The organism is Alysiella sp. (assembly GCF_030525755.1).
Lineage (GTDB): Bacteria > Pseudomonadota > Gammaproteobacteria > Burkholderiales > Neisseriaceae > Simonsiella.
On sequence record NZ_JAUNEC010000010.1, the window covers coordinates 19,501 to 41,521 of the forward strand.

The following is a 22,021-nucleotide window of genomic DNA, read 5'->3' on the forward strand; positions in this document are numbered from 1 at the left end:
AAAGGTCTATTTTCAAGGCTGCCTGAAAGTTAAAAAATCATGAAGAAATATCTTTTTTTACTAACTTTATCATTTGGTATAAGTGGCGTTCAGGCAGCCCCACAATCCTGCAAATCCATGAAAGTGGCATTGGTGGTGTAACCCTTCAGTAAGTGAAACGCCAATTCCCACAAGCCCGTTTCAGCGCAACCCGTGATGTGGAAGGCGCACTATTTTACCGCCATTCAATTCGATCACCAAACCGAAATCCTTACCCATATTGATGAAGACATGGGCAAAATTGATTTTGTGGAGACTTTTTCGGAAGCCTGTAAAACAGCAGACGGAATACACCCGAAAATGCCTTTGTGCGAAGTGGCAAAACGCTGGGGCAGCCTGAAACAAATCACGATGAGCGAAATAGAAATGCGCCAATTTACCGAATTTTCACGCCAAGCCAAATGGCTGACGGTGCGCATGGACGTGGCGATTTTAGTGCGGTGGGTGATGATTTTACGCTGCCGTTATTGACACGAAAATTCAGTCGCTATGCAAAAGTATTGAGTTTGGAGGTGGCGAAATAATTTTCAGGCAGCCTGAAAATGTATTTGTAAATTGTGTCTGCATGCAGACACATTTGATACAAATAATAATGTAGGGTGCGTACCACGCACCAAAAATATGAAAATTAAAGAAAACGGTGCGTCATACGCCCCCTACAAACTTGACGAATTGAATATGCAAATTGCGAACGTGCTGCATTCGGAATTGGCACAAAAATGCAGGGTGGACACCGTCCACCATATTATTGATGATTTGAAAGATTTTTTCGGTGGACAATGTCCACCCTACACCAAACCCAATTTAACCATTTAATTTAAAAGAACAAAAAACCATGTCCAAAAACCTATTAATTGTAGAATCCCCCAACAAAATCAAATCCGTCAAAAAATACTTGGGCGGCGATTTTGAAGTGCTTGCCTCATTCGGACACGTCCGCGACCTGATTCCCAAAGACGGCGCGGTCAATCCCGATGACAATTTTGCCATGAAATACCAAATCATCAGCAAAAACAGCAAACACGTTGATGCCATCGTTGCCGCCGCCAAAGAAGCCGATACCATTTATCTGGCAACCGACCCCGACCGCGAAGGCGAGGCGATTTCATGGCACATTTATGAAATCTTGAAATCCAAACGCGGCATGAAAAACGTGGGCGACAAAATCCAACGTGTTGTTTTTCATGAAGTTACGCCAAAAGGCGTTCAGGCAGCCTTACAAAATCCGCGCGGCTTGGACGTGAATTTGATTGACGCGCAACAAGCCCGCCGTGCTTTGGATTATTTGGTGGGTTTCAATTTGTCGCCGCTTTTGTGGAAAAAAATCCGCTACGGCTTGTCGGCTGGGCGCGTGCAAAGCCCTGCTCTTCGCCTGATTTGCGAACGCGAAAACGAAATCCGCGCCTTTGAAACGCAAGAATATTGGACAGTCCACATGGACAGCCACAAAGGGCGCACCAAGTTTTCCGCCAAGTTAATTCAATGGCAAAACAATAAGTTGGAACAATTTTCCTTGCCCAACGAACAAGCGCAAGCAGACGTGTTAGCCCAATTGCAAGGCAAAACAGCACAAGTGACTGATGTGGTTAAGAAAAAAGCCACACGCAAACCTGCTGCGCCCTACACCACGTCCACCATGCAGCAAGACGCGGTACGCAAACTCGGCTTTACCACCGACCGCACCATGCGCACCGCCCAACAGCTTTTTGAAGGCATAGACGTGGGACAAGGCGCAGTCGGCTTGATTACCTATATGCGTACCGACAGCGTAACCCTGTCGCAAGACGCGCTGACCGAAATCCGCCATTATATTGACAACAAAATTGGCGCAGATTTTCTGCCATCTTCGCCCAAAATCTACAAAACCAAGTCCAAAAACGCGCAAGAAGCCCACGAAGCCGTGCGCCCGACTTCGGTGTACCGTTCGCCTGAAAGCGTGAAACCGTTTTTGTCGCCCGACCAATTCAAGTTGTACCAAATGATTTGGCAGCGCACGGTGGCGTGTCAAATGGTGGACGCGAAATTTGACGCAACAACGGTGGACATTAACGTGGGCGATGGCGTGTTCCGCGCGACTGGACAAGTGTTGGTTTTTGCTGGCTTTTTGAGCGTGTATCAAGAAGGCGCAGACGAAGACGATGAAGCCGAAGAAAGCAAAAAGCTGCCTGAAATGGCGGTGGGCGACACGCTGCCTGTGGACAAATTGTATGGCGAACAGCATTTTACCCAGCCGCCACCGCGTTTTAACGAGGCGACTTTGGTTAAGGCTTTGGAAGAATTTGGCATTGGTCGTCCGTCCACTTATGCCAGTATTATCAAGACTTTAAAAGACCGTGAATACGTTACGGTGGAACAACGCCGTTTCCAGCCCACCGACACGGGCGACATTGTGAACAAGTTTTTGACCGAACATTTTGAGCAATATGTGGACTACGATTTCACCGCCAAATTGGAAGACCAGCTTGATGAAATCGCCAACGGCAGCCGCGCTTGGATTCCTGTAATGGAAAAATTCTGGAAAGGTTTCCACAAGCAAGTTGTTGAAAAAGAAGGCATTGAACGCGCCAAATTCACCACGCAAGAATTGGACGAAACCTGCCCACAATGCGGCAAACACAAATTGCAAATCAAATTCGGACGCGCAGGGCGTTTTGTGGCGTGCGCGGGCTACCCCGAATGCGGCTACACGCGCAATGTGAACGAAACCGCCGAACAAGCCGCCGAGCGCGTTGCCCAAGAAGCCGCGCAACAAGCTGAATTGGAAGGCAGAAGTTGCCCCAAATGTGGCGGTCAGTTGGTGTACAAAACGGCGCGTTCAGGCAGCAAATTCATCGGTTGCGCGAATTATCCGAAATGCAAACACGTTGAGCCTTTGGAAAAGCCGAAAACCACAGGCGTCCCCTGCCCACAATGTGGCAAAGGGCATTTGGTGGAACGCAAATCGCGTTTTGGCACAACCTTTTACAGTTGCGACAGCTACCCCGATTGCAAATATGCGGTCAATCATTTGCCGCTCAACGAGCCGTGTCCACAATGCGGCTGGGCAATTACCATGCGGAAAGTAACCAAGCGTTGGGGCGTGGAGCGTGTGTGTCCGCAGAAAGAATGCGGCTGGAAAGAACAGCTTGAACCGCCTGCTGGCAAAAATCAATCGGAAGAGTAAAACAGTTCAGGTAGCCTGAAAGCCCTAGCGGACGGCAATTCAGGCTGCCTGAAATGGTATTTTGTTAAATTAAAATAGATAAATACATGAAAAATCATATTCTATTACTTCTTTTGGCATTATCTGCTTGTTCCGCAGAAACAACTGCTGACATACAAAATATGACTGCCAGCAGTCCTGCTCATACGCAGTTAAACTACACGGTTGAACAAAAAAATCTGTTGGCTCAAGCTGAAAAAGGCGATGTGGATGCACAATATTTCTTGGCTCAGTCGCTATTTGAAACGGCTGACCCTAACCGTATCAAAGAAAGTGATTTCTATCATTGGATGAAAAAGGCTGCCGATAATGGACATGAAGTTGCCCAAAATATTTTGGCTGATATGGCAGCAGATGGTATGAGCAGTCAAGAAACCGCAGATGAATTTGCGCCTAATGGCACACAAAAAATCATGGATGAAATTAAATTATTGGAAAAGCAGACACCTGTTGATTATCTAAAAATCATCGGAAAATTGCAGCAAGCTGCTACATTACAAAATTATATGGCGTTGTCTGATTTAACCGTAATTTATGGTATGGAGGAAAATGCCACCGTTTATGGTGTCAAAACCAATCCGCTAACAGCTTGTACATTGGCTTTATACAATAATCATTTATATGGTGATGTAAACAAAGGACATCTTGACGTGTATTGTAATGGTGAACAGGTTACCAATGCGCAATTTAAACAAGCAGAGCGATTGAGTAAGATGCTCATCAAGCACCCCAATCGTTTGAGCGAACTTTGGTAATGAAATAGCGTGCGCCATGTGCAATCAAATCGCCACCAAATTCATTTTAATGCAGCGAAATGGTGCAACGGCGCAAGCTACAAAGGTTTCAGGCTGCCTGAAAACATCAATGCAAATCACGTTGTCCAAATGTGGCTATCAGATTTTGCGCTGCGTCCATCGCCACAAACGCGCCCTGATATTTGCCCATTACCCCAAACACATACAATTTGCCGTGTTGTTTTTCCAAATCGGCTAGGGTTTGCTTGTCATCTTCATAATTCAAAGTTCGGCGCGTTGCTTCATCGGCTTTTTGCAAGCTGCTCAAATCCAATTTAACATATTGTGTTTGACTGGAATTGGATGTTCTGCGAATTGCGGCAATAGGCACACCTGCCAATTTATCAAATTCCACCAAATTTTCAGGCAGCCTTAAACTAAAAATACATATTTGATTAATTTTATTAACAGAAAGATTTTCTCAAATGGATAAATTAAAAATCATCGCCAACGGCAAATTAAATGGCGAAATCACCGTGTCGGGCGCGAAAAACGCCGCTTTGCCCTTGATGTGTGCAGGTTTGCTCACAAGCGGCACCTTGCGTTTGAAAAACGTCCCCATGCTGGCAGACGTGAAAACCACGCAAAAATTGTTGCAAGGCATGGGCGCACGCGTTTTGACCGACAACATTGCCGAATTTGAAATCAACGGCAGCACCGTAAACAACACCTGCGCCCCCTACGATTTGGTTCGCACCATGCGCGCGTCCATTTTGGTTTTGGGACCAACTTTGGCGCGATTTGGTCAAGCCGAAGTGAGTTTACCAGGGGGCTGTGCGATTGGGGCGCGACCTGTGGACCAGCATTTGAAAGGCTTGGAAGCCATGGGTGCACAAATCGTGATTGAACACGGCTATGTGAAAGCCACCGCGCCCAACGGCAAACTCAAAGGCGCGCGCGTGGTCATGGACGTGGTAACGGTGGGCGGCACAGAAAATCTGCTGATGGCAGCGACTTTGGCGCAAGGCACAACCGTGTTGGAAAATTGTGCCGTTGAGCCAGAAGTGGTGGATTTGGCAGAATGCTTGGTCAAAATGGGCGCAAAAATTCAAGGCATAGGCACACAAACCATGACCATTGAAGGCGTGGACGAATTGCACGGCTGCGAACACAGCGTGGTGCCAGACCGCATTGAAGCAGGCACATTCTTGTGTGCGGTGGCGATGACAGGCGGCAAAGTGGTGTTGCGCAACGCCGCGCCCAAAACCATGGACGTGGTTTTGGACAAACTGGTGGAAGCAGGCGCGATTATTGAAGCAGGCGATGATTGGATTAGCATAGACATGCAGCAACGCCCCAAAGCCGTGAGCATTCGCACCGCCGAACACCCCGCATTCCCCACCGATATGCAAGCGCAATTCATGGCAATGAACGCCATTGCCGAAGGCGCGTGTAAAGTAACCGAAACCATTTTTGAAAACCGCTTTATGCACGTTCCCGAGCTGAATCGCATGGGCGCGAACATTTCTGCCGAAGGCAACACCGCTTTGGTGCAGGGCGTGGAAAAATTGTCGGGTGCAACGGTTATGGCAACCGATTTACGCGCGTCTGCCAGCTTGGTGATGGCGGGTTTGGTGGCTGATGGCGAAACCATCGTGGAACAAATCTACCACCTAGACCGTGGCTACGAACACATCGAGAAAAAACTCGGTGGTGTGGGCGCGAAAATTGAGCGCATTCGCAGCTAAAATCTTTTTTCAGGCAGCCTGAAAACACAAGATGATTTTTTGAATGAAATTAGGTGGTACTTACCTTATCATATTACTCACACAAAATACTTGTAAAATCAAAAAAATCATGGGTAACAGCTGCTGAATAATACAGGCTGCCTGAAAAACACCATGGTGTTTCAGGCAGCCTTATTACCGCAAATACATTAAATTATGTTAAAGTTTACCCAGATTTCAATAACAGTAAGGCGGTTATCCGTCTTTTTTCATGCCATAGTATAGAAGGATACAGCATGCAAACTTGGCAACTTCCTGAACACATCGCCGATATTTTACCCGAACGCGCACGTCAGCTTGAAAGCATCAAAGAACGTGTGTTGTTGCAATTTCGCCTACACGGTTATGAATTGGTACATCCGCCTTTAATGGAATACAGCCAATCTTTGCTTACCCACATAGACAATGGTTTATCGCTTAAAACCATACGCGTTGCCGACCAAATCAGCGGTCGTCAGCTGGGTATCCGTGCCGATATTACGCCACAAGTAGCACGCATTGATGCTCATTTATTGTCTCAAAATCAAGGTATTAACCGATTATGTTATTCAGGCAGCGTATTGCACGCCAAACCCGATGGCTTCTTAACCACGCGTGAACCTTATCAAACTGGTGCAGAACTCTATGGTTGTACTAACACAGCTGCTGATATTGAAATCATTGATTTAATGTTAAAAACCTTAAAAATAGGTGGCATGAACAACATCATTCTTGCGCTCGGACACATTGGCGTTTTCCGCGCTTTAGCTGTAGCAGCAGCTTTGAATGAAACACAAAGCCAACAATTGCTTTCCGCTATGCAAAACAAAGACCGTGAAGCCGTTCGCGCATTGGCAAAAAGCTGGCAACTGGACGACATTTGGACAAACGCACTCGCCACTTTGCCCGAATTGTATGGCGGACGCGAAATTTTACAGGCAGCCAAACAGCGTTTGCCGCAATTGAGTGCGGTTACACAAGCCATTGAAATTTTGGAACAAGTTTGCGCGGCATTCCCCGAACAAGCCGTTCACATTGATTTGGCGGAAGTGCGCGTGGACAACTACCACACAGGCTTGCTCTATGCCGCCTACGCGCCCGAACACCATGACGCGGTGGCGCGTGGTGGTCGCTATGACGGTTTGGGCGAATATTTTGGGCGTTCGCGTCCTGCCACAGGTTTCAGTTTTGATTTGCGCGTATTTGGGGCGTATTTGGCAGCAAGTTCGCGCCCCGAAACGGTGCGTGTGGCACTTGCCGATTATGCCCAAGCCATTGAAAAAATCAATGAATTGCGCGAACAGGGCATTTGCGTGGTGGTGGATTATGGCATGAACGACAATTCAGGCAGCCTGAAACGTTTGGTTTGGCAAAATAATGAGTGGATTATTGTGTGAATCTTCAGGTAGCCTGAAAGGTAGGTCATGATTTCGCAAGTCCATTTCATTCACAATCACATATTTGAAAAATATGGTGTTTTACCTGAATACATTTTTCGCCAGCACCCTGATTGTGCGGTGTTTCGCCACACTCATAACCGCAAATGGTTTGTCATCACGCTTGCGGTTTCAGGCAGCCAAATTGGTTTGCCCTCGCAGGATAAAATCCCGATTATGAATGTGAAATTGCCACCCGAATGGGTTGCGCAATTAAGTGGGCAAGCAGGTTTTGCGCCAGCTTACCACATGAATAAACGCCATTGGCTGACGGTGCGTTTGGACGGCTCGCTGCCTGAAAAACAGTTGCTTGAATTATTAACGGAAAGTTTTTTACAAACGCAATAACAGGGTAAAATGGGGCTTCAGGTAGCCTGAAAATTGCCACCAAGCCAATGTAGGGTGCATGGTACGCACCCTAAAATTACCTAGCATAAGGATTTATTGATTTAACATAAATAAAAGGAGTAATGATGTTTAATAATATCCGAAATTTAATTGCCAAAGAAAATGACTCCTCCCCCCCCCCCCGCAAAATACCATTAAATTAGGTATCTATCGTTGCAATGCGTGTAAAATTTGGGGTGAAACGGTGAAAGGCGTTCAGGCTGCCTGTCATAAATGTGGTGCGGCGGTGGCGGTTTACGCGCCTTTGCAGGTAGTGGAGCAATTATCGGCACGTTACACGGCGGCTTTGCGCGAAATTGACAGCCTGAAAGCCCAACTAGACGACAGCGAACTTCAAGAAAATCTGCAAAATAATCCTTTGAATAATTTGGATTTAAACAATACCGATAAGCTTGCTACTGCCGCACAACACCAACCTTTGGCAAATTGGTTTACCAAACAAAATGTGAAAGCTGAATTTAATTATTCGGCTGTGGACATGAGTGGTTTTTATGACGAAGCGGCGCAGAAAATTGGTCAAAATTACGCTTTATTGGCAGATTTAATGCGTAAATTAAGTTGGTCGTATCACAAAAATGTGTTGAATTTGAATTTGGATTTGAAAAAATACAACCAAAAACAGCAACAAAAAATCAACCATATTTGCCGTGAATTTTACAGCCACACACTGTTTTCGGTGTATAACTATAAGAAACAAGATAAAATTTTATTTTTGAAACTACAAATCGCTACACCAATTCGTCAATTTTTCATGGGCGGTTGGTTGGAATGGTTCGCGCTCAACAGCGTTTTGCAAACCGTACAAGCAAAAAATGTACGTTTTTCTGTGGCGCGAAGTGTAAAAATTCATTTTCAAAATCAAGATTTACATGAATTGGACGTGGTTTTGTACACGTCAAACGGTGTGCCAATTGTGATTGAATGTAAAACGGGCGAATACCGCAAAGATTTGGATAAATATTTGAATTTAAGAAAAAGATTGAATATCCCAGCCAATAATTTCATTTTGCTGGTATTGGATATTGATGACGCACAAGCCAAATCGTTGAGCAGTATGTATGATTTGACTTTTGTAACATTGAATACTTTGCAGGCACATATTGAAAAAGTGGTATAAACATTTTCAGGCAGCCTGAAAAATATTTTGATGACATATTCATACATTATTTCAGGGTAATCAATCATGTTATTGACAGATGTGAGCAAAAGAATGGTGGCGATTTGGCTAGGTACTTGTGATAGAGACAGTGAAGCCGAATTACAATACATGAACAAAACAGGAAAACGCAAATCGCAATTATCCAAAGATTTGAACAGTCCCATTGATTTGGACTTATTTCTGTGGCAAACAACTGATAATGATGAAATTTTGCCTGTTGAGCAGTTGGTTAAGCAACTTCATTGTGATTATGATGTTGATGAAATCGTTCGCGTTGCAAAAGAAAAAGGTGTCTTGGCTGGCAATCGTATGTTCAGCTATCATTTTTCGGAATTTACTGAAAATGAGCCCAATAAAAGCTATTGCGGTTTAACTTTTATTGGCAATTTTAAAATGTTTTAATCTGTATTGTTGCATTTTCAGGCAGCCTGAAACCAAGTTCAGCGTAGCTAAAATTCCCAATTTCTTATTTTTATTAACCAAAAAGGTCAAACAAAATGACAAAAAACGTGGTCGTAATCGGCGCACAATGGGGCGACGAAGGCAAAGGCAAAATCGTAGATTGGCTCGCGGAGCAAACCACAGGCGTGGTGCGCTTTCAGGGCGGACACAACGCAGGACACACGCTGGTTGTGAACGGTAAAAAAACCATTTTGCGCCTGATTCCAAGCGGCATTTTGCATGAAAACTTGGATTGCTACATCGGTTCAGGCGTGGTGGTATCGCCCGAAGCCTTGTTGGGCGAAATTGACGAATTGAACGCGGCTGGCGTGAAAAATGTGGAACAACGCCTGAAAATCGCCCCCACCGCACCCTTGATTTTGCCCTACCACATTGCGCTTGACCAAGCCCGCGAAAAATCGCGCGGTGCAGGCAAAATCGGCACAACAGGTCGCGGCATCGGGCCCGCTTACGAAGACAAAGTGGCGCGCCGTTCGGTACGCGCTGGCGATTTGGCAAACCGCGATTTGGTGGCGGAAAAAGTCCGCAACAATCTGGCTTTGTACAATGTGCAACTGGAACATTTGCATGGCGCACAAGCCGTTGATTTTGATGAAGTGATGGCGAAAATTGACGCATTCCGCGAACGCATTTTGCCGATGATTGCCGATGTGTCGCGCACTTTGTACGAGAAAAATCAGCTTGGCGAACGCTTGCTGTTTGAAGGCGCACAAGGCACTTTGCTGGACATTGATTATGGCACTTATCCCTTTGTTACATCATCAAATTGTGTGGCGGGCGCGGCGGCGGCTGGCGCAGGTGTGCCACCGCATATGTTGAACTATGTGTTGGGCATTGTGAAAGCCTACACCACGCGCGTGGGTTCAGGTCCATTCCCAACGGAATTGTTTGACGAAGTGGGCGCAGGCTTGGCAGAACGCGGACATGAATTTGGTTCGGTAACGGGTCGCCCAAGACGTTGCGGTTGGTTTGACGCGGCTGCCTTAAAACGCTCAATCCAAGTAAACGGCATCACAGGCATGTGTATCACGAAATTGGACGTGATGGACGGCATTGAAAAAATCCAAATTTGCGTGGGCTACACCTTGCCAGACGGCTCCACCACCGACATTTTGCCCTTTGGCGCAGACGCGGTTGCCAACTGCACGCCCATTTACGAAACTTTGGACGGCTGGACGGAATCCACCTTTGGCGTGAAATCGTATGACGCGCTGCCTGAAAATGCGAAAAAATATTTGAAACGCATTGAAGAAGTGTGCGGTGCGCCGATTGCGATTGTGTCCACAGGCCCTGACCGTGAAGAAACGATTTTGATTCAACATCCGTTTGAATAAAGTTTTGGTATTGCAGTAGGCTGCTTGAAAAATGAGATTTCAGGCAGCCTGAAAGTGTTTTTAGATTGATTGTAAGTTCAAAATCCGATTATGACTGAACGCACCCCTATGAGCTCTGAACCCAAGCAACAGCCAGCTACGCTACCTGTTACCAAATCGCTTAAACGCATTTGGTTATGGCGTATGTTGATGCTGGGTATTGTATTGCTGGGTGGTTTATTGGTAAGTGGAACGTGGTTGCTGGGTACAGAAAGCGGTTTGCGTTTTGCTTTGGAAAAACTGCCTGCTTGGGTGGGTGTGCAAATTCACAGTCAGAAACTGCAAGGTACTTTGTGGCGTGGTTTTCAGGCAGCCAAAATCAGCGTCAATACGTCGTCCGTTCATCTTGAAATCAGCAAGGTGGAATTGGATTGGCAGCCTGAAAAATTAAAAAATCGCCATTTGCCCATTCATCGTTTGGTGGTGGGCGATATGATGATTGAAAACAAACCTACGCCACCTCAACCCGACCGCAAATCTGCCAAGCTGCCTGAAAACATCATGTTGCCGTTTACGGTGGCGGCAGAACATTTGGAGGTGGGCAGCATCCGTGTGCGTGCCAGTAAAACAGGTCAGGCGGATACCGAAATTTTGCGTGGTGTTCAGGCGGCTTATTATTATGACCACGCACGTCATGCTTTAAACATCAAATCCTTGCGTAATGAATGGTCTGCCAGTACAGGTGCATTGGCAATGGAAAGTCGTGCGCCGTTTGCTTTGGTGGGTGCATTGCACAGTCATGGCGAATTGGACGGCATTGCTGTGCAAAATGCTTTGGGTGTTTCAGGCAGCCTGAATGATATGCATACGCGCATTAATTTAACGGGGCAGGGCGTGGCTTTGCAAGGCGAAACCCGTTTGCGTCCTTTTGCTCCTTTATTGGGCGAAAAAATTGGTTTAATTCAGCTTAAAGGTAAACACATTAATCCGCAGGCTTTTCAAAGTAATTTGCCCAAAGCCGATTTGGGGTTTGATTTGATGGTGGTGCCAGATGAAACCAGCGACAGCATTGCTTTAACAGGCGGGATTGATATTGCCAATAATCAGGCTTTGCCTGTGGATAAAAATGGCATACCTGTTCGTGAAGTATTGGGTGCTTTTTCGGTAAACGATAAAGGTGTGTTGGACATTGAAGAGCTGGAACTGGGATTGATGCAGCAGGGTAAGATGTTCATGATGGGTAGGGTGGATACGCTTCAACAAACCCATGCGCTCAAAGCCCAAATTGAGAATTTGGCTGCAGCCGATGTGTTGGCACAAAATTGGTTGGGCAAAATTAATGGACAGATTCAAACTGAAAATACCTTTGCCGAACCGATTATTAAATGGCAACTGAACACAGGTCGCGCTGATGTTTCAGGCAGCCTAAATATTGCCACCGATAAAGCACAAGGGCAGCGCACATTGTGGCTGAAAGACGGACAAATCCTGCCTGAAAACGGCGGAAAAATGTTGCTTTCAGGCAGCTATGAATTGTTTCAAGACCAAAAAATCGTTGCCGAAATCAGTAGTGAAAACTTCAATCCTGCACGGTTTTACCCCAGTTTTCCCGAAGGCAGCGTAAATGGGCAAATCCAATTAACAGGTTTGGCGACCAAGCAACAATTTGCGGCACAAATGCGTTTTGGGGTATCGCAACTATCGGGTACTTCGCTTTCAGGAAGTGGTCAAATTCAGTATCAAAACCAACATTTTAGTCAAATCAATACCGATATCCGTTTGGGACAAAACCGCATTTTCACGCAAGGCGCATTTGGTAAAAAAGGCGAAGTCTTGCAACTGGACATCAATGCCCCTGAACTATATCGTTTTGGTTTTGGTATACAAGGTGCACTCAATGCCAAAGGCACGCTCACATCTGTGGCAGACAATTTTACCCAATTAGATGCCAAACTTTCAGGCAGCGCACGCCATTTTGCCGTTGGGAATGCCGTAAAAGCACAAAACTTGGATTTTATATTCATCGGTTCACCCGAACGCAACCGCACATTGGATATCTCGCTCAAAGGCAAGGGCATCAGTGCAGGTGGTACAGCGATTGACCACATTGATGCAACCTTAAAAGGTACGCTCAATCGCCATGCATTCCGCGCCACCAGCAGCTTGCAAGTGGATGGCAAACCTTTGACATTCAACGCCCAAGCCGATGGCGGATTGAATGAAAAAAACCAATGGTTGGGCATGATTGATGCTTTAAATGTGGGCGGTGCATTGGATTTGAAATTGCAAAACCGCATGAGTTTGGAAGCAGGGGCAGAGCGTGTGATACTGGGTACAGCACGTTGGCAAGCCCTTTCAGGCAGCCTGAATTTGGAACGTTTTTCGTGGGATAAGCGAACAGGTTTGACAACCAAAGGTCGTGCTGACAATTTGCATTTGGTGCAATTGCATCATTTTTACAAACCACCCATAGAACACAATTTGGTTTTGGCTGGCGATTGGGATTTGACATACAGTCAGAATCCAAATGGCTATTTCAATTTGCGCCAACAAGGTGGCGACATTGTGTTGGGTGATGTCCGTAAAACCGCATTGGCATTGAGTGGTGTGCTTGTCAATACCCAGCTCAATGGAAGGGGTATTTTAAACAAGTTCAGCGGTAATACCCGTTATGGCAAAGTCGAGGGTGTATTTGACATTTTACAAAATTTTGGTAGCGGCAATTTTATGCAAGCCCCAGTATCTGGACGAGTTCAAATCCATTCAGAAAATTTGGACACCTTGCGCAATCTGATGCCGATTGGACAAACTGTGAATGGTACGCTGCATGCCGATGTGCAAATTGGCGGGCGTTTAAATAATCCACAGTTTTCAGGCAGCATAACAGGACAAAATCTCAATTATCGCAACCGCGACATTGGCATCATTTTGGCAGATGGCAGCCTGCAATCGCGTTTAGAAGGACAACGTTGGTTGGTGGACGAACTCACATTCCGCCGCAAAAACGGTACCGTAACGCTTTCAGGCAGCGCGGCATACACCAACAAATCGCCTGATGTACAAGCCAAAGTGGTGTTTAACCATTATCAAGTTCTGGACAGACCCAATCGCCGTTTAACCGTTTCAGGCAGCAATGAACTGATTTACACCAATGAGGGCATGACGTTGGTCGGCAATTTGCAAACAGACGAAGGTAAATTCGGTTTTCAAGACAGCAGCGCGCCAGAATTGGACGATGATGTCATTATTCTAGGGGAAGAAGAAAAACCTGCCACCAAACCTATGCCGTTTAATTTAAACTTAACCTTTGATTTAAAAGACCATTTCTATTTTAGCGGACAAGGTTTAGACGTTACATTGGGTGGTAAATTGTCGCTCCATGCCAAACCTGGCAACAATGTACAAGGGGTGGGTAGCATTCATGTTGTTAAAGGGCAATACAAAGCCTATGGACAGGATTTGTACATCAAAAAAGGCATCATTTCTTTTGTTGGACCATTGGGTAGCCCCAATTTAAACATTCGTGCCGAACGGCGTGGTTCACCAGTTGGTGCGGGTGTGGAAGTGTTGGGTAATTTGGACGCACCACGCGTTACATTGGTTGCTGATGAACCCATGAGCGAAAAAGACAAATTATCATGGCTGATTTTGAACCGTGCCAGCAGTGGCAGCAGCACCGACCAAGCTGCCCTTGCTACCGCAGCAGGCGCATTTCTTGCAGGCAGCCTGAATGACAAAATCGGTTTAGTGGACAATTTTGGTTTAAGCAGCAGTCAAACCCGCAATGCCCAAACAGGTGAAATGAACCCTGCCCAACAAGTGCTGACATTTGGTAAACAACTCACACAAGATTTGTATTTAGGCTATGAAGCAGGCTTACAAACAGCCAGTCAATCGGTTAAACTGGTGTACCAAATCAGCCGTTCATTCCAAGCTGTATTCCGAGCAGGTACAGAATCATCAGGTGGCGAAGTGAAATACATCAAACGTTTTGATTGAATTTTTAGGCAGCTTGGCACAGAAATGGCTTGAATCAAACAATATGAATCATCACATTTGGATAAGGAAACATCATGCAACAATTTGAAATCGGTAATTACACCAAAAAACAAATCAATGAATACTTGCAAGCTAAACAAACTACGCTTCAAGAAGCCATGAACAATGAAATACAAAACCCTGAAATTGCAGCCATTTTGCATTCAGGTTTTCCCAAAATGGTACAAAAAATTTATTCTTTAAATAAATTTCAAACCTTTTTTTGGGAAAAACGTGAATTGTTGGAAGGCTACATACTAGGTCGTTTGAATGAAGCATTACAGCCCAAAAAAGGCAAAAAATAAGTTTATGTATCGCTTAAATTGAGTATTAGGCTGCCTGAAACGTTTCAGGCAGCCTTTATATTATGTCTCATATCAATCTGGTATGACTGTTATACAAAAAATTCTGATTGAATCAGACCTTTGATGGGTATAATATCCATGTAAAAATCAGCAACTTGCCTGTATTTATTCTCAATTACAATTCATCATTGGAATACCCACAACCATGACTGCCACCACCCACGCCCCCAAAAAACGCATACGCGAAATCCCCTACAACTACACCTCCTATTCCGACAAAGAAATCGTCTGCCGCTTGCTGGGCGATTATGCTTGGGACATTTTGGAAAACCTGCGCCAACACCGCAAAACAGGACGCTCCGCCCGAATGTTGTTTGAAGTGCTGGGCGACATTTGGGCGGTGGTACGCAACCCCTATTTGGTGGACGATTTGCTCGAACACCCCAAACGCCAAGCCGCGCTGGTGCAAGCCCTGCGCCATCGCTTGCACGAAATCAACAAACGCCGCGATGACAATGCCGAAGTGCTGAAACTGGTTCAGGCAGCCGAAAGCGCGGTCAATCAATTTGAAAACAGCTTTGCCACCACCCAACTCAAACGCGAACAAATCCTCAAACGATTGAGCCAAATCACCGCCAAACACAACATCATGTTTGACGGCTTGGCGCGTGTTACCCACGTTACAGACGCAACCGACTGGCGCGTGGAATACCCCTTTGTCGTCATCAATCCCGATACCGAACAGGAAATTGCGCCACTGGTTCGCGCCCTGATTGAGCTGGATTTGACGATTATCCCACGCGGCGGCGGCACAGGTTACACAGGCGGTGCCGTGCCTTTGGACGCAATGTCAGCCGTGATTAACACCGAAAAATTGGACAAACACAATGGCGTAGAATACGTTGAATTGGCAGGATTGGAAGGCAAACACCCCATTATCCATTGCGGTGCAGGCGTGGTAACGCGCCGCGTGGAAGAAACCGCCTCTGCCGCCAAACTCGTGTTTGCCGTAGACCCCACTTCCGCAGACGCATCGTGTGTGGGCGGCAACGTTGCCATGAACGCAGGCGGCAAAAAAGCCGTGTTGTGGGGAACGGCTCTGGACAATTTGGCGTGGTGGAAAATGGTGAACGCGCAAGGCGAATGGCTCAAAATTGAGCGCGTGAAACACAATTTCGGCAAAATCCATGACGAAGAAGTCGCCCTGTTTGACGTGCATACTTTGGCAGACGATGGCGAACGCATCATCAAAACCGAACGCCTTGAAATTTCAGGCAGCCTGTTTCGCAAAGTCGGCTTGGGCAAAGACGTTACCGATAAATTTTTGAGCGGCTTACCCGGTGTACAAAAAGAAGGCACGGACGGGATTATCACGAGCGTGGCATTCGTGTTGCACCGCATGCCGGATCACATTCGCACCGTGTGTTTGGAATTTTTCGGCACGGTTGCCAACGCCACGCCTTCTATTGTGGAAATCCGCGATTATATGCTTGCACATCAAACGGTTAAATTGGCAGGTTTGGAACATTTGGATTGGCGATACGTTCGCGCAGTCGGCTATGCCACCAAAGCGGCAGGCAAAGGTCGCCCCAAAATGGTGTTGCTTGCGGATTTGGTTTCAGACGATGAAAACGAAGTCGTGGCAGCCTGTAAACACATCATTTCATTGGCAAATGCGCGAGATGGTGAAGGTTTCATTGCCGTGTCGCCCGAACAACGCAAAACATTTTGGCTCGACCGCAGCCGCACCGCCGCCATTGCCCGTCATACCAACGCCTTTAAAATCAACGAAGACGTGGTCATTCCATTGGAACGCTTGGGCGAATATTCAGACGGCATTGAACGCATCAACATTGAATTGTCCATACAAAACAAGCTCAAACTGTGTGCCGCGTTGGTGGATTACCTTTCAGGCAGCCTGCCTGTGGAGCAGCTAGACAGCGATTTGCCCAAACACGAATTGCTGGGCGACCGCGCCAAACACGCCTTGGATTTCGTCCACCAAGTGCAAACACGTTGGCAATGGCTGCTGGACAATTTGGACGCACCTTTGTCTGAATATGCAAATCGTTATGGCGACAAAATCGTCTTCGCCAAAGAAGCCGACTTAAACGAAAGCTGTTTCATCGCATTCCGCGATTTCAGGCTGCGCGTTTCCATCAAAGAAGACGTGATGAAACCCTTGGAAGACATTTTCAGCAGCCAAGCCGACAGCAAAATCATGGCAGGTTTGGGCAAAATCCACGCCAAAACCGTGCGTTCGCGCGTGTTTGTTGCGCTGCACATGCACGCGGGCGATGGCAATGTGCATACCAATATCCCCGTCAATTCAGATGATTATGAAATGCTGCAAACCGCCCACCAAGCCGTAGCGCGGATTATGAAATTGGCACGCAGCCTGAACGGTGTGATTTCAGGCGAACACGGCATCGGCATCACCAAATTGGAATTCATGACCGATGAAGAAATGCAGCCGTTTTGGGATTACAAGCAACGCATTGACCCAAAAGGCAATTTCAATCGTGGCAAACTGATGAAAGGCGCAGATTTGCGCAACGCCTACACCCCATCGTTTGAATTATTGGGATTTGAAAGCCTGATTATGGAACAATCCGCATTGGGGCGCATTACCCACGCGGTAAAAGATTGTTTGCGTTGCGGAAAATGCAAACCCGTGTGTTCCACCCATGTGCCACGCGCCAATTTACTGTATTCGCCACGCAACAAAATTTTGGGCGTGGGCTTGCTTGCCGAAGCCTTTTTGTACGAAGAACAAACACGGCGTGGCGTGTCGCTGAAACACTTTCACGAATTGGGCAACATTGGCGACCATTGCACCGTGTGCCACCGTTGCGTCAAACCCTGCCCAGTGAAAATTGATTTTGGCGATGTAACGGTGGACATTCGCCATTTTCTCTTAAAATCAGGCAAGGCGAAATTCAATCCTGCGGTGGCGGCAGGCATGGCATTGCTCAACGCCAAAGACCCAACTGCCGTCAAAATCCTGCGAAAAGGCGTGGCAGAAACAGGCTTTAAATTGCAAAACTTGGGCTACGATTTGGCGAAAAAGTTTCATCTCAACACCGAAAAACAAAAAGCCACCCCCAAAGCCACCACGCAAAAAGCCCATATTCAAGAACAGGTTGTGCATTTCATCAACCGCCCCCTGCCGCGCCACATTCCGCTCAAAACATCTCGCGCCCTGCTGAATATTGAAGACAGCAAAACCATTCCCATTATCCGCAATCCACAAGTGGGCGAAGACGCGGAGGCGGTGTTCTATTTCCCTGGCTGCGGCTCGGAAAAACTGTTTTCGCAAGTGGGTTTAGCCACGCAAGCCATGTTGTACCACGCTGGCGTGCAAACGGTGTTGCCGCCCAGCTATTTGTGCTGTGGCTACCCACAAAATGCAGGCGGCGACAAGGACAAAGCCACGCAAATGGTTACGGAAAACCGCGTTTTGTTTCATCGCATGGCGAACACTTTGAATTATTTGGACATTAAAACGATTGTGGTAAGTTGCGGAACGTGTTACGACTCGCTGGCGGGTTATCGTTTTGAAGACATTTTCCCCAACAGCCGCATTATTGACATTCACGAATTTTTGTTGGAAAAAGGCTTGAAATTAGAAGGCATTAAGGGGCAACAGTATTTGTATCACAACCCTTGCCACACCCCCATCAAAACCATGGACGGCGCGAAACTCGCCAGCGAATTGATGGGCAAAACCGTGCCTTTGAGCGACCGTTGTTGTGGCGAAAGCGGCATGTTTGCGGTAAAACGCCCCGACATCGCCACGCAAGTGAAATTCCGCAAACAAGAGGAAATTTCCAAAAATCTCAAAGCCTTACCGCAAGGCGAAAATGTGAAAATGCTGACTTCCTGCCCTGCCTGTTTGCAAGGTTTGAGCCGCTATTCGGACGACAACAACTTGCCAGCCGATTACATTGTGGTGGAAATGGCAAAACACATTTTGGGCGAAAATTGGCAAAATGAGTTTGTGGAAAAGGCGAATAATGGGGGGATTGAAAGGGTGTTGTTGTAAAAAAATGTGTAGGGTGTGCCATGCGCACCAAATTGCTACCCAAAATTGAATTTTGTGTGAAAAAATAGAGCGCACGGCACACCCTACAGAATGATTTTTCAGGCTGCCTGAAAATCAATAATCCAATTAAAAACAAGGATTTTTCCCATGCTCAAAATCGTCTCTGGCGGACAAACTGGCGTAGACCGTGGCGCACTCAACGCGGCATTGGCGGCAAATGTACCGTGTGGCGGTTGGTGTCCCGAAGACCGTTGCGCGGAAGATGGCGAAATCGCGCCACATTATCCGCTTACGCCACTTATCGGTGCAGGCTATCGCAAACGCACCAAACAAAATGTGATGGACAGCAATGCAACCGTCATCATTTATCACAGCGAAATTGTGTTGGGTGGCGGCACAGAATTGACCTTGAAAACCTGTATTGCTCAACGCAAACCGTATTTATTGATTGACGCAGCTTGGGTGCAGCCTGAAACGGCTGGTAAACACATCGCTGATTTTGTCCAACGACACCATATTGCCATTTTGAATTTTGGTGGACCACGCGCTTCGGGCATTCCGATGATTGAGCCATTTACAGAACAGGCAGTTTTAGCGGCTTTGTGCTGTTTGGGCTATGTTCAGGCTGCCTGAAACCTATTTTTCAAAGAAAAAAATATGCAAGAAAACCCAATTGTGCGCGGCATCTACCGCCATTACAAAGGCAATCTCTACGAAGTGTTGGAAATCGCCACCCATTCCGAAACGCAAGAAAAACTGGTGGTTTACCGCGCCCTGTATGGCGAATACGGTGTGTGGGTGCGACCGCTTGTCATGTTTGCTGAAAATGTGTGTTTGGACAACCAATACCAGCCACGTTTTGTTTTACAACACGCCTTTGCCTAAAATTGTTTTCAGGCTGCCTTTTTGTGTACGACAAAAATATTCAGGCTGCCTGAAAAATTAAGAAGTATAAATCATATTGGGAATCAATAAATTGGATAATTTAACCGTTCAAAAAGTCAGCAATCTCCTCTACTGGGGCATGAATTATTATCAAGCTAATGAAGCTGGCGAGATGACCGTCTGCCCCAATCCAGAGCAGCCTGAAAATCAGATTTCGTTGGTGGCACTCACACAACACGTTCAACAACATCATCAAGCCCATTTGCCGATTTTGTTTTGTTTTCCGCAAATTTTGCAACACCGTTTGCGAGCCATCAATCAAGCGTTTGCCAATGCGCGCGCGGAATTTGGTTATCGTGGCGATTATTGCTTGGTGTACCCGATTAAGGTCAATCAACACCGCCGCGTGATTGAAAGCCTGATTCACAGCAAACAGCCACATGGTTTGGAAGCAGGCTCCAAAGCCGAATTGATGGCGGTGTTGGCACACGCAGGCACCACCCAAACGCTCATCGTCTGCAACGGCTACAAAGACCGCGAATACATTCGTTTTGCCTTAATGGGCGAGAAATTGGGTCATCAAGTGTATTTGGTCATTGAAAAGCTGTCTGAAATTCAAATGGTTTTGGAAGAAGCGGCAAAAATTGGTGTAAAACCGCGTTTGGGGGTACGGGCGCGTTTGGCATCGCAAGGTTCGGGCAAATGGCAGGCTTCGGGTGGCGATAAATCCAAATTTGGTTTGTCCGCTTCACAAGTTTTGCATTTGGTTAATGTATTGAAAGAGCAAGACAATTTAGATTGTTTACAATTATTGCATTTCCATTTGGGTTCACAACTGGGCAACATTCGTGATGTGGCGACAGGCGTGCGCGAATCGGCACGTTTTTATGTGGAATTGCACAAATTGGGCGTGAACATTCGCTGCTTTGATGTGGGCGGCGGCTTGGGCGTGGATTACGAAGGCAATCGCACCCAATCCGATTGTTCCGTGAATTATGGTTTGAATGAATACGCCAGCACGGTGGTGTGGGGCATTGGTCAGGCTTGCGAAGAATACGGTTTGCCACACCCAACGATTATCACAGAAAGCGGACGCGGCATCACGGCACATCATGCGGTTTTGGTGGCAAATGTGATTGGCGTGGAACGCTACAAAGCCGAACAACTGCAAGCCCCTGCCCCCGAAGACCCACGCGTTTTACACAGCATGTGGGAAACGTGGACGGATATTTTCGCCTCACGCGAAAAACGTTCGCTGCGTAGCTGGATACACGAAAGCCAGTTTGATTTATCAGATGTGCATAATCAGTACAATGTGGGTTTGTTGAGTTTGCAACAACGCGCTTGGGCAGAGCAGTTGTATTTGAATATTTGCCACCAAGTTGGCGAATTATTTAATGCAAAACACCGTTCGCACCGCACGATTATTGACGAATTGCAAGAACGGTTTGCCGATAAATTGTATGTCAATTTTTCGCTGTTTCAATCGCTGCCTGACGCTTGGGGCATAGACCAATTATTCCCAGTTTGCCCGATTACGCAGTTGAATCAGCCTGTTGCCCGCAGAGCGGTGTTGTTGGACATCACTTGCGATTCAGACGGCACGGTAGACCATTACATTGACGGCGATGGCATTGCCACCACCATGCCCATGCCCGATTACCCCGAAGACAATCCGCCATTATTGGGTTTTTTCATGGTGGGCGCGTATCAGGAAATTTTGGGCAATATGCACAATTTGTTTGGCGACACCACAACGGTTGATGTGTGGTTGCACGACAACAATCGCTTTGAAATCAGCGATTACGACAAAGGCAACACGGTGGCGGATATGTTGGAATATGTGTATCAAGACCCCAAAGTCTTGTTGCAACGTTACCGCGAGCAAATTGAACATTCGGATTTACCTGCTTCACAAGCGATTGCGTTTTTGAAAGAATTAGAAGCAGGATTAAATGGTTATACTTATTTGGAAGACGAGTGATTTTTCAGGCTGCCTTCTTTGAGATGCCACCATCTACCCCCTCTCCTATGGGAGAGGGCTGGGGAGAGGGAAAAATCGTTGAACATTGACAGCTTTACCCTCTCCCTAACCCTCTCCCACAGGAGAGGGGATAGGTAGGCAAAAATTATTAGGGTAGTAATCAAGTTGCCTGAAAATATGCACGAAACAAATTTTTCACAAAAAGGAACACAAAATGACTTTGACCACCTTAAATGGACAAACCG

The 22,021-nt window shown here is 46.6% G+C and carries 17 protein-coding genes; 16 read left to right on the forward strand and 1 reads right to left on the reverse strand.

Going from position 1 to position 22,021, the window contains the following annotated elements:
* Window positions 1–195 precede the first annotated feature (195 nt).
* The 4 genes from Q4B82_RS03470 to Q4B82_RS03485 all read left to right on the forward strand — a co-directional run bounded on the left by Q4B82_RS03470 (window position 196) and on the right by Q4B82_RS03485 (window position 3,996).
* Window positions 196–510, forward strand: coding sequence for a hypothetical protein (locus tag Q4B82_RS03470; RefSeq protein ID WP_303065039.1), 315 nt, complete (start codon window positions 196–198; stop codon window positions 508–510).
* A gap of 150 nt (window positions 511–660) precedes the next feature.
* Entirely contained in the window at window positions 661–855 is a 195-nt protein-coding gene (locus Q4B82_RS03475) for a hypothetical protein (RefSeq protein WP_303065040.1), read from the forward strand.
* Between the two features lie 19 nt (window positions 856–874).
* On the forward strand, window positions 875–3,202 hold the full coding sequence (gene topA / locus Q4B82_RS03480; protein ID WP_303065041.1) for a type I DNA topoisomerase: 2,328 nt from the start codon (window positions 875–877) through the stop codon (window positions 3,200–3,202).
* Window positions 3,203–3,363: 161 nt separating this feature from the next.
* Window positions 3,364–3,996 carry a sel1 repeat family protein gene (locus Q4B82_RS03485; RefSeq protein WP_303065042.1) on the forward strand — a complete coding sequence of 211 codons (633 nt, stop codon included), beginning with the start codon at window positions 3,364–3,366 and terminating at the stop codon, window positions 3,994–3,996.
* Between the two features lie 106 nt (window positions 3,997–4,102).
* Here Q4B82_RS03485 and Q4B82_RS03490 read toward each other — a convergent pair whose 3' ends face one another.
* Window positions 4,103–4,390, reverse strand: a complete 288-nt coding sequence (locus Q4B82_RS03490) for a hypothetical protein (RefSeq protein ID WP_303065043.1) — start codon at window positions 4,388–4,390, stop codon at window positions 4,103–4,105.
* 70 nt (window positions 4,391–4,460) lie between these two features.
* Here Q4B82_RS03490 and murA point away from each other — a divergent pair, with 70 nt between their 5' ends.
* The 12 genes from murA to speA all read left to right on the forward strand — a co-directional run bounded on the left by murA (window position 4,461) and on the right by speA (window position 21,776).
* Complete coding sequence (gene murA, locus Q4B82_RS03495) at window positions 4,461–5,723, forward strand: UDP-N-acetylglucosamine 1-carboxyvinyltransferase (RefSeq protein ID WP_303065044.1); 1,263 nt, start codon at window positions 4,461–4,463, stop codon at window positions 5,721–5,723.
* A gap of 275 nt (window positions 5,724–5,998) precedes the next feature.
* Window positions 5,999–7,138, forward strand: a complete 1,140-nt coding sequence (locus Q4B82_RS03500) for an ATP phosphoribosyltransferase regulatory subunit (RefSeq protein ID WP_303065045.1) — start codon at window positions 5,999–6,001, stop codon at window positions 7,136–7,138.
* A 27-nt stretch (window positions 7,139–7,165) separates the two neighbouring features.
* Window positions 7,166–7,525 (forward strand): MmcQ/YjbR family DNA-binding protein, encoded by a 360-nt coding sequence (locus Q4B82_RS03505; RefSeq protein ID WP_303065046.1) that lies wholly within the window; start codon window positions 7,166–7,168, stop codon window positions 7,523–7,525.
* A 244-nt stretch (window positions 7,526–7,769) separates the two neighbouring features.
* Window positions 7,770–8,702, forward strand: coding sequence for a DUF1887 family CARF protein (locus Q4B82_RS03510; protein WP_303065047.1), 933 nt, complete (start codon window positions 7,770–7,772; stop codon window positions 8,700–8,702).
* 66 nt (window positions 8,703–8,768) lie between these two features.
* Window positions 8,769–9,146, forward strand: a complete 378-nt coding sequence (locus Q4B82_RS03515) for an immunity 22 family protein (RefSeq protein ID WP_097115168.1) — start codon at window positions 8,769–8,771, stop codon at window positions 9,144–9,146.
* Window positions 9,147–9,241: 95 nt separating this feature from the next.
* Window positions 9,242–10,540 carry an adenylosuccinate synthase gene (locus Q4B82_RS03520; protein ID WP_303065048.1) on the forward strand — a complete coding sequence of 433 codons (1,299 nt, stop codon included), beginning with the start codon at window positions 9,242–9,244 and terminating at the stop codon, window positions 10,538–10,540.
* A 90-nt stretch (window positions 10,541–10,630) separates the two neighbouring features.
* The gene (locus Q4B82_RS03525; protein ID WP_303065049.1) at window positions 10,631–14,518 is read left to right on the forward strand and encodes a translocation/assembly module TamB domain-containing protein; all 3,888 of its coding nucleotides are present in this window, start codon (window positions 10,631–10,633) and stop codon (window positions 14,516–14,518) included.
* A 71-nt stretch (window positions 14,519–14,589) separates the two neighbouring features.
* The gene (locus tag Q4B82_RS03530; protein WP_303065058.1) at window positions 14,590–14,862 is read left to right on the forward strand and encodes a hypothetical protein; all 273 of its coding nucleotides are present in this window, start codon (window positions 14,590–14,592) and stop codon (window positions 14,860–14,862) included.
* 205 nt (window positions 14,863–15,067) lie between these two features.
* A complete protein-coding gene (locus Q4B82_RS03535; protein ID WP_303065050.1) occupies window positions 15,068–18,907 on the forward strand; it encodes a DUF3683 domain-containing protein in 3,840 nt (1,279 codons plus the stop codon).
* A 147-nt stretch (window positions 18,908–19,054) separates the two neighbouring features.
* The gene (locus tag Q4B82_RS03540; RefSeq protein WP_303065051.1) at window positions 19,055–19,540 is read left to right on the forward strand and encodes a putative molybdenum carrier protein; all 486 of its coding nucleotides are present in this window, start codon (window positions 19,055–19,057) and stop codon (window positions 19,538–19,540) included.
* A gap of 24 nt (window positions 19,541–19,564) precedes the next feature.
* Complete coding sequence (locus tag Q4B82_RS03545; protein ID WP_303065052.1) at window positions 19,565–19,792, forward strand: DUF1653 domain-containing protein; 228 nt, start codon at window positions 19,565–19,567, stop codon at window positions 19,790–19,792.
* Window positions 19,793–19,883: 91 nt separating this feature from the next.
* Window positions 19,884–21,776 (forward strand): biosynthetic arginine decarboxylase, encoded by a 1,893-nt coding sequence (gene speA / locus Q4B82_RS03550; RefSeq protein ID WP_303065053.1) that lies wholly within the window; start codon window positions 19,884–19,886, stop codon window positions 21,774–21,776.
* The last annotated feature ends 245 nt before the right edge of the window (window positions 21,777–22,021 follow it).